This is a genomic window from Shewanella septentrionalis, from assembly GCF_025370265.1.
Lineage (GTDB): Bacteria > Pseudomonadota > Gammaproteobacteria > Enterobacterales > Shewanellaceae > Shewanella > Shewanella hafniensis.
In genome coordinates this window covers 175051-185258 of the sequence record NZ_JAMTCC010000004.1, presented here as the reverse complement: position 1 = coordinate 185258, position 10208 = coordinate 175051, and the positions used below count along the sequence as shown (strand labels likewise).

7 protein-coding genes are annotated in these 10208 nt (G+C 47.8%); 1 reads left to right on the top strand and 6 read right to left on the bottom strand.

Annotation, left to right across the window (positions count from 1 at the left end):
• Positions 1–207: 207 nt before the first annotated feature.
• Positions 208–777, bottom strand: coding sequence for a DUF7010 family protein (locus NE536_RS03790; protein ID WP_261271841.1), 570 nt, complete (start codon positions 775–777; stop codon positions 208–210).
• A gap of 396 nt (positions 778–1173) precedes the next feature.
• Here NE536_RS03790 and NE536_RS03785 point away from each other — a divergent pair, with 396 nt between their 5' ends.
• Positions 1174–1665 carry a TIGR00645 family protein gene (locus tag NE536_RS03785; RefSeq protein WP_261271840.1) on the top strand — a complete coding sequence of 164 codons (492 nt, stop codon included), beginning with the start codon at positions 1174–1176 and terminating at the stop codon, positions 1663–1665.
• Positions 1666–1782: 117 nt separating this feature from the next.
• Here the strand turns inward: NE536_RS03785 and NE536_RS03780 are convergent, their stop codons facing one another.
• The 5 genes from NE536_RS03780 to NE536_RS03760 form a co-directional block, all read right to left on the bottom strand.
• Positions 1783–3027, bottom strand: a complete 1245-nt coding sequence (locus NE536_RS03780) for a dicarboxylate/amino acid:cation symporter (protein ID WP_261271839.1) — start codon at positions 3025–3027, stop codon at positions 1783–1785.
• Between the two features lie 402 nt (positions 3028–3429).
• Positions 3430–4302 carry a DUF7281 domain-containing protein gene (locus NE536_RS03775; protein ID WP_261271838.1) on the bottom strand — a complete coding sequence of 291 codons (873 nt, stop codon included), beginning with the start codon at positions 4300–4302 and terminating at the stop codon, positions 3430–3432.
• Positions 4290–5510 (bottom strand): phosphoenolpyruvate carboxylase, encoded by a 1221-nt coding sequence (locus tag NE536_RS03770; RefSeq protein ID WP_261271837.1) that lies wholly within the window; start codon positions 5508–5510, stop codon positions 4290–4292. The genes NE536_RS03775 and NE536_RS03770 overlap by 13 nt, the downstream gene beginning before the upstream one ends.
• A 48-nt stretch (positions 5511–5558) precedes the next feature.
• On the bottom strand, positions 5559–6212 hold the full coding sequence (locus tag NE536_RS03765; protein ID WP_071939957.1) for a hypothetical protein: 654 nt from the start codon (positions 6210–6212) through the stop codon (positions 5559–5561).
• Entirely contained in the window at positions 6212–9886 is a 3675-nt protein-coding gene (locus NE536_RS03760) for an ATP-binding protein (protein ID WP_261271836.1), read from the bottom strand. Before NE536_RS03760 ends, NE536_RS03765 begins: the two co-directional genes overlap by 1 nt.
• Positions 9887–10208 lie beyond the last annotated feature (322 nt).

Below are 10208 nucleotides of genomic sequence, written 5' to 3'. Positions count from 1 at the left end.
AATGCCCAAGGGGCTTTCAACTCCGTTGGGGGCGTCTTGGAGAATCCAAGGAGGATAGGACGAGCAGTCCTCCTTGGTCGGGTGTGGGGTGAAGCCCCACGACTTTAATTCACCTCGGTCGTAAGGCCGTTATAACTAATCATCTACATAATCAGGTATGGGATGAAGCCCACGACTTTGATTCATCTCGGCAGTAAGGCCGCAAAACTAACCCGCAACACACAGATTTTGCTGAATCTTCCAACGACGTTCCATTAGTGGAATCGAAAACCCATAACATATCACCACAATCAAAGGTTGAAGCTGAAAACTCAACTCAGGCCACAACATAAAAGCAGCCGCGCAAGCCACAGTGCGCACAATCGCATGTACAATCGCCACCTTTTGCGCCGCTAAAACACCGTGGACTAACCACATTAAACCTGTTTGCACCGCAAGGGCGAAAGGCAATGCCAGATAATTTTCCATAAAGAATGGAATGCTGATAGCAAAGGTCAGGAAACTCATGCCTACGGCGGCTAAAAACACATTATCAAACCAATTACGCTCATGCTTTTTCTTGAACGACATGTTCTCACCGGTTAGCCGAGAAATGCCCATGGCTAAATAGACGATTGAACCCGTTCCGATAAATACCGCCATCACCAACTGTGAAGGAGGTAATACAAAACTTAATGCAAACAGCAAGATCCACACTATCATGCCGGATAAGGGCATAGCCAAAGCACGTTGTTGACGGTATTCGATTAACTGTTGATCCAATGATGTGTGTTGCATGATTAAGCCTCCTTGTTTAGATGACTTAAGTATCTACGCTAACAATCCAACACGGCAGTGTGTGTTGTCAGCAATAGACGATGACAAATGTCACCTCTTTCAGCAAAGTACTAGAAAGTGTAAAAACGTGGCCCCCTGTTGCTGAATTTACTTTGGTATCAGCTTGAAAAAAGCGACAATCAAACATATCAAAGGCATAAGTAAGTTAATCCCTGTAGCGCAGCTAATACCCAAAATAGGGTTTAGATGACTACAATGGTGACGAAAACACAATAAAAGCATATAACTCACGCTTTACCCTAGGGCTATCGCGCGCCTAAAATGCGCTATGTTACGGTTTTAGTCATTGGCAACTCGATTTTTTACCGCATTTTTAGATTAAGGGTTAAATGGAATATGGAACAAATATTTGAAAAATTGATGTATGCATCTCGCTGGATTATGGCGCCGATTTACTTGGGATTAAGCCTAGTCCTAATCGGTTTAGGCATTAAATTCTTCCAAGAGATCTTCCATATTCTACCGATTATTTTTGAGATAACCGAAGTCGATCTGGTGCTGGTCACCCTATCGCTGATTGATATCACCCTAGTGGGTGGCCTTATCGTGATGGTGATGTTTTCTGGCTATGAAAACTTCGTGTCACAATTAGATGTGGGCGAAGACAGTGAGAAGCTCAGTTGGCTCGGTAAGTTAGATTCTGGCTCATTAAAAAACAAAGTCGCCGCTTCTATTGTGGCGATTTCATCCATTCATCTACTAAAAATCTTTATGGATGTGAAGAATATCGATAACGACAAAATCATGTGGTATCTGTTAATCCACATCACCTTTGTATTATCAGCCTTTGCCATGGGCTATCTGGATAAAATTACTCGCACTAAGTAATGGGCTAACATAGTTGATGCTAACCTAGCAACGCATCAATACCAGCATAGTGAATATTAAACAAAAGCCACTGTTTTCAGTGGCTTTTGTTTTTATAGAATACGACTTAATGGCACATTAACTCTTCGCTGACTCAAGCTGATGCACTTTCTCGGTTTGATCCACTATGGTCAACACCGCAGTATCACCAACCACGTTACAGGATGTCAGCACCATATCAATAATCCGATCTAAGGCCGCCACTATGGCAAAGGCTTCTATCGGTAATCCCATTTGATGGATTAACACACCTATCATCACCATGCCGCCACCGGGCACACCACCCGCACCGACAGATAATAGGAAGACACTAAATAACAGCGAAGGCAATTGCTCAGTGGTAATGGGCATGCCAAAGGCGTTGGCGACAAAGAAAATCGCAATAGTGATATAAATCGCCACACCGCCCATGTTCATGGTCGCCCCCAGCGGTACGCCAAAACCAGCAACAGCACGGTTCACGCCTAACTTGTCCGTTAAAGTACGCATGGTCACGGGAATAGTCGCATTTGAGCTTGCAGTCGAGAGTGAAAACAGCACTTGCTCTTGGGTCTTCTCGCGGAAGGTTTTGGCTGAAATAGGAGTAAATACCCCCACTGCCATAGGATAAACCACAAAAATCCACAGTAGCAGCAGCGCGAGGATCAGCACCATGTACTCAACTACGCTCATAAACACGCCAGCATCTAAAGTCGCGCCGAGCTTGAACATCAAGGCAAATACACCGTAGGGCGCTAGACTCATGACCACAGAAATCAGCTTCATCATGATTTTATTCGCGGTTTGAAAACCTTGCACAGCGCCAGCGACATGCTCACCGAGTGACTTAATCACGCCGCCAAGCATTAAAGCCATAAAGATCACTTGCAGCATATTGCCCGACATAAACGCCGCTACAGGGTTACGCGGGACTATGTCGATCACCAGTGCCATCAAACTTGGCAGCTCAGTAGCAGTAATCGCCACGCCGTCTGTGCTGCTCATATCGACGCCTTTACCAGGGTCGAGTAACAGCACGACTAATAATGCCGTCGCGATCGCGACAAAGGTATTGATGATGTAAAAACCAAAGGTCTTACCGCCTAAACGGCCAAAACTTTTAAGATCTTGCAGCTCACAGACACCACAAACAATACTCACAAACACTAATGGCACGACTAGCATCATGATCATATTGACGAACATAGTGCCAACGCCGCCGGCAAGCTCGACCAAATTGTCCGAGAAGAAGCCGATATCGTTTAAGAAGTACTGCACTATTGTGCCGAAAATAAGACCCGCAAACAGACCTATAAAGATCCGCGTCGAAAGTGATTTCATCATGCTTGTGGTTTCCCCAGAAATGTAGTTTTTTTGTTATTCATCTTCCATGATGAGCACAATTGCCAATCCATTTTTGGCTTAGGCAGGGGATAGTGAAACATGCTAGCCGTTAATTCAATGAATAAATTTCACTTTTTCATCTTAAATTAAGCTAACCGCATCACGGAAAATTAGTAATGAATTGATTTTAAATCATAAATAATAATTATGCTCAATCAATGAGCAGACTAAAGACTTATTTAAAACTGCATATTTAAACAGAATGAAAACCAATAAATCACAATGTAAACATATTGAAAACAATTAGAAAATCAACCTCAGTCTTAATGACTGAAATTCAACTTATAAAAGAATTTAAAACTAGATAATTACACTAACGCAGAGAGATGGCATGCGTGATGGCTAAATATATGGCACTAACACTAGTTCAAGCCCGTGAGCTAGCAGGTGTTGCTGTTTGATGCTAATACTGTGTTGAGTTAACCAAAAAGCTAATTCTTGCCAACGCTTTAAATCGGCATGCTGAAGATATTTGGTCTGTTTCGCTTGCTTGTCGAAATCATAGGTTGAATTAATTTGCCCAATGCCCAACAACTCGGCAGGTGCTGCCAGCGCAAGTTGCGGCACAAGGCAATGGGTCACCCCCATTAAGGTATGGGCGATTTGCAGCCCTGCGGGATCTAAGTCGGTAAAGGCGATAATCGGCAGCTCGCCTGCCATTGCTTGCAAAAAATGCCGCACACCAATCGGTGAATGATGACCGCTACCGCGGTAAATAACCATGAGGTTCGTTAGATCCTCAGGAAAACGCGCTTGATGGATAACATCAAACACATCCAAGTTTTCAACCACTAAGATGGCTGCGACATGAAGTTCACGGCAATGCTTTTGTGCTTCCTCCAAAGGAATACGCAGCGAGGATAAAGCGGATATTGCAACAGGTGGCGATTGAAAGCCCAGAAATTTGAGTAACACATACTCGGCTTCGGGGCGGATCTTAGCGAGCTTCTCATTATGACTTTTGGCGGACATCGCCATGCGATCGACATTGAAATCCAGATCCCTGAGATCGAGTCCCATTAGCGCCAATACGCCTTGCCTTAACAGATCAAAGTCTTTGGGCGCGAAGCACAAATGCTTTTCAGACTCGTCTAACTCGCCCACTTCTAACTCGCGGTAAATTGCGCGCCAGTTAGCCGTGAGCTTAACCTTGGGAGAACGCTTAATAAAAGCGTTCTCCAACTGCTGCAGTTGTTGCTGGCCTAGGCGAGCCATAACTCAACATCGCGAATGATAAAGTTACCGCTATAGATGGGATGTGGCTCACCCAAAGGCTCAAGCTCAAAATAAGCTTTGTGTTCATCGGGTAGGCCTTCGTAGCCGCCAATCACTTGATAAATCCAGCTCTCAGCTTCCCAAGGCAATGCCTTATCCAGCAGATATTCCAGCGCAGATTGGCGCAGGCCAGACTCAATTACATCGACAAAATACTCATCCACCGCCTGTTTAAGCGGATTATCCGGCACATCGAAGTCTTCACTTTGGGTGAGTGACACGGACGCATCTCGCTCACGTACCGCCGCAATCACGGGATGACGACTAATGGCTTTAATGTGCGCGACTATGCCCATCAACTCTAACTCTTGGCTGGCGTTGTGCACATCTACCGCAGCAGGCGCTAGCAAAATTTCGGCGCGATTGAATAGGCTTGGAATTTCCTTGTGGGACACATGGTCCGCAGGACGATAATCCGGATGCAAGTCAGTGTAGAGTAACCAGCCCTTAAGCAAACGGGTACGGCCACGGATTTGCCTAAAGCGACCTAAGAGTTCGAGTAAACGCCCCTGCACAACGCTCAGTTCCTGGGCGCAGTCGCTCATGGTTTCTTGCAAAGTCGTCACTAAGAGTTTACGCAGCTCTCGGATATCGCCGGCGATTTCGCCAAGCTCACTAAACTGGAACATCTCTAAGCCATTAAGCAATTCAGAGACTTGGCTTTGGGCTAATTCGTTTTCGCGGATCTTAGCGTTGATCGTACCCACATAACCGAACTCGTTGTTGATCCGGCCCCAGAGCACACGGATCGAATAACGCAGACTATCGGCGAAGCTATAAACATGCTCGCTCAAATCCGATAAATAGGCCTCGGCGGCGCTGTAATCAGAGCTATGACGCGCCTCTTTGTAATGGTCGGCCAAGGTTTTAATGGTTGCTAAAGCCGAACCGACGTTAGAGTCGATTTGGCGATTGCGCTCGTCGCTTAAACCTTCTTCGAGCAAGGCGCGAACAGAACGCTTAAGCCGCAGCTCCTGATCTGGCTCTGGCCGCCACAAAATGCCGGCCTGTTTGAGCTTTTCAACCACGCTTGGATCGTGGGCATCCTCGTTAAGAGAACCCGCTAAATAGGCGTCCATAATGATGTCAGCATGGCGACCTAACTTCTTGAGCAGCTTAACCCCCGCCTGATGTAAGTTACTGCTCATCACGGACTCCTTGGTCGCAACTTTTACCTAGGTTTAATCGTGCCAACATTAGATTAAGTCCCGCTGGGTCGCCGTTTCCGCCTGCGCTTCTAGGCTTAGGCCTTCGGTTTCGTCGATAAACCGAATGACTTCATACAAATAATCCAGCTTGCCCGTGGCGATATAGATTTGCTTCTCCGCATTGGGGCGCACTAAATAGCCGAGTTCGACTAAGCGTTTGAAGACTAACTTGATTTGCGCATCGCTGTTGGTACTAGTCGAGCCAAATAGACGATATTGGCTGAGTTTGGCTAACTGCTCACGGAACGCCGGCGTGTCTTCGATACGGCTTTGCAGCTCGGTCAAACGCACGGGCGCACCTTCGCTCAGCGGCGCATCTTGGCCACTGGCTTCTTGCACTAATACCAACCATTCCACCAGCGGGATCAATGCCTGACAGATATCTTTAAACTGCGATGAAATCACTTTACGTTCGCTATCGCCGAGCTGCAAATAACCGCAGAAGAACACATCACCTTCTGCGGCGGACGCCACGGTACGGTTGATCTGGTTTAAATAGCCTTCGACCCGCTCGCGGGTGCTGCTATTTTTAAGGGCGCGCCAGCCTTCTTCATTGGTGGTGCGGCAAATAAACTCGCCCTTGAGTAACAGCTCAATCAAAGCACCAGTGCCAACTAATACGGTTTGGGTTGCATCACTCATTAGATGGCCTCCTTCGACAAACGCTTATTCAACATGTCTGCAATTGGATTGACCTTAGGTTTTACCACCTGCAACTTCTTAGTTTGTTTGTTGATAATGTAACGGTTGGCGAACAAGTTCAGCACCTCAGACTCAGGGTTCGGGAAGGCGCCCAGCACACAAATATTGTTATTTTCGCAGGCGTCAAAAATCTTCTTCACGTTGGTATGGTGCAAAGTGCCCAACTCATCAATTGGCCAGTGAATGGTCACATCGGCGCGGCCACGCAGCAAGCGCGTGAATGCCAACAAGAACTTACACAAAATCAGATACGCCATACCGTGACTTGAGGATTCGTTAAGCTGTCTGTCGGTGCGGATAATCAGATCGCTGTTACCTTCTTTAAGGCGCAGCTCGATTTCCAGCAACTTAGAGATGCCCCCCGTTAACGCGGCGCGGCCGATAATGTCTAAGGCGCGTCGCATACTGTTGGTGTAATCCTCATCGGGCAAGCCATTAAAGCCATCGGCTTTCCAATGTTTAAAGGCTTTGACGAACTGTTCAAGCTCAGGCCAGAACTCTAACTCACTGATGCGCGAGCGAATACGTACCGCCGATTCAGACACGCCTTCGAGGAATAACTCTTCGCCCACTTCGCGGGTAATACGCGCACTTTGGGATGCGATGCGGCGGTCGATATCGGCTAATACATCATAGAAGGCAGTTAAGTCGACGCCGAAAATCCGTCCTTGCTCACGCAGCGCGGTAATCGATTGCGGCACTATCACGTTCAGCAATTGCTCAAGCTGTGGCACTAACTTGCGGTAATCCAGCAGACGAATGCCTTTGTCGTTGATAAAGCTCGATTCTTCGCGGGCACGCTCCCAGGTTTCGGCAAGGCCCGAACCTGACTTGCTGGCGATCACTGAGTCGAAATGCTCTACATATTGCTTCACCGAACCCATCAAGTAATCGCGTTTCAGCAGCAAATCTTCACCTTGGCGCAGACGCTCGCCTAGGCTACCTTGGGCTTCTTCATTATTGGTCGGCAACTTAAGCTCGGCGAGTTTACGCATTACGGCACGTAACTTCGTTAGGTTTTCAGAGGCTTCAACCTGCGCCGCATCGGATGCTTTACGTTCGGTTTCGAGTTGTTGACGGCGAGTCTTCACATCCTGAGTTTTCGCCTTAAGCTGTTGATCGATTTCCGATACCGTGCGCTTCACATCGGCAAGCTGAGTTTGCAGTTTAGGTTTGCGCATCAGCCAAGTATGTTGATACCAATCATCGAAACGCAGTACGTCACTACGACGCTGCTCAGCGCGGCTGATTTTGGTTTCTAACTCACGAATTTGTTGCTTGAGTTTGAGGATATTCTCCTCATCCACACCGCGGGATTTAAGCTCGTTTTTGTACCAGGTCTCGCAGGCTTTCTGCTCAATTTTGGCACTTTCGCGGCGGCCTTCAATGGTCGCTTTAATTTGGCCGAGTTGATTGTCGAGCGCGCCGATCACTTCCTGCCAATAGGCTTGTTTTTCCATGCGCGCTTCGAGCGCTTGCTCTTTTTGCTCTTCGAGCCAGAGTTCGTGCTGATGTTTAAGCTGTTTCAGCTCGCCATCCAGCTGGGTCAGTCTTTGTCCCGCATGGGCTTTGCGATCGCTCAATGCTTTGTTGATTTTATCTTGCTCACTGCGCTTTTCATCGAATAGGCGACGCAGATCGTCACGGCTATTTTTATACGCTGTGCGGGCAAAAGTAAGTTCACGGCTGAGATTATCCAACTCGCCATTAATGGCAACTAGCTGAGATTCGGCCTCGGCCTGCATTTCTTGGGCGCTAGTGTGGGCTTCTTCGGCTTTACTTAACCGAATCCGCAGCTCTTGTTCGGAGGCGGCATATTCAGGCACATCGATCGCCTTAAGATCTAAATGCACACCAAAGAAAGCTTCGCTCGACTCGCTAACTAAACTGGGATGTAAATCAGTGCGATGCAGTAGTTCAGGCGCAATCACTTTACCTAGACTTTGCTCCCAACCTTGGGCTTCCTTACGCAGAAACTCCAATAGGGTGTGGGATTGCGGGAACAGCATGTGGTGCAGTTCATCCAGCGCAGTTTGACGCTCATTCACCCTTAAGGTGGCGATACGCAAGGCTTCGTTGGCTTGGTCGCGTTTGGCTCTGAGCTTGCGTTCATCGCTGCTTAAGCGTTCGACCTTGGCATTGCAGCTTTCTTGTTCTTCGTCGGCTCGGTGAATACGTTCGTCGAAAATTGCTAGGCTCAGCTTTTCTTCTTCGGTGTAAGTCACACCATCGACACGTAATTTAAGCTCGGCGGCAGTAAGTTTAAATTGGTATTCCTGCTCGCTAAAGCTGGCCTTGCCCGCATCCATTTGGTTGCGCCATTGCAGCTCTAAAGCGTCGATATCGGTGCGCGCGACTTCGCGTTGCTTATCGCGGGCTTCGCGCTGCTTATCTTGGTCGGCATGCAAACCTTCTAGCTCGCGGTTTAACTGCTCACCAATCTTACTGCGACGGGCATTGTAGGCCGCCTCAATATCTTGGTGCTTCTCGGTTTGCAGCTTGTGGCGTTCACTTAAGTTTTCAACATCGGTGCGCCAGTTCGGCAGCATCTCGAGATCGGCCTTAGCTTGCTCTATGTTGGCATCTAAAAAGGCGCTGTGCTGATCTTCAATGGCATCGAGTTCGTACTCGCACTTTGCAACATCGCCTTTGGCTGCGGATAAGTCGAGGTTGAGCTCATCGCGCTGCTCTTTCCATTCATCGTCGAGCAATCTGAGTTTTAAATTCAGCTCTTTAGATAAGGTTTGCTGAATATCTTGGCGATCAGCTTCTAAGGTTTCATCGTTGCGATAACCACGGGACAAGCTTGATAAGCGCAGTTCGGCGCTGAGCAGTTGGTTAAATTCTTGTTCGAGTTTTTCAAACTCAGGGCGAATGACTTCAAACCCTTGGATAAGTTGGCTTTCACGGATCCACGCCTCAACGCGCTGTGGATTTAAGCGTGAGCTGGGCGGATTAACTCCGTCTTCCTCTAAAATGGCGGCGATCATGGATTTGACCGTCTCCATCTTGCCTTCTTTGGAGTGCACCGCTTTGGCGAGCTTTTCGATGTGGCGCAGGGAATGCTCGCCCTCACACAGGGCAAATTGGCGGGCATAGCCGCGCAGTTCGCTGCGGTTGCTGCCCGTGCTTAATAGGGTGCGATCGTTTTGGATAATGGCGCGATATTCGCGGGTGTTGAGCAAGTTAGTGGTGGCGATGCCGGCACGTTTTAAATCACGGCCTAATTCCGCCATGGTGTGGCACAGAATAGTGTCGCCATTTTGCGATTTAATATAATCGCTTAGCTCAAAACCTTTGGCGATAAAGCGATAGTTAACGCCCTTACCATCACCCGCCGATGCCAGCACGGCTTGGTACAGTAACCCATCGGCCTTTTGATATTCGTAAATGATGTAGCTTGAATCGTGTGGCAAATACCAACGCTCGAAACTGTCGCGGGTCGAAGGCACCACGCGGCTTGGGTATTCGCCATAAAAAACAGGTACTAGACGTTGTAATGTCGTCTTACCCGAGGCGTTAGTACCACAAATGTTGGTATGGCCATTGAGGGCGAGTTCCACAACGCCCGGAAGGTGCGTATCAATCAGCACAATACGAATCAAGCTTGCCATTTCATTCCTTATGCAAACGGGAGCGTCTTATCTAAGCTGCAGAAGCCTTCTACAGGACAAAGAGAAAACAATCCAAGAGGGCCACAGACCTTAAAAAGCACTGTAAAAAGTGATTTTAAAATCATGACCTAAAAATAGTGCCCCTAAAATAAGGCAATCGCGGTGTATTGGCAATTAAGCGGCGCTGCACTAATGCCACAGCTTACATCTCAGCCCAGAACTAAGCGGATCACTAAGCCCATTGCTCAGCAAAAAATAAACCCATAGCCAGACAAATGTTAAGCGGCCAATGATACGACAACTTAGCCAAAATAGGCGGCTA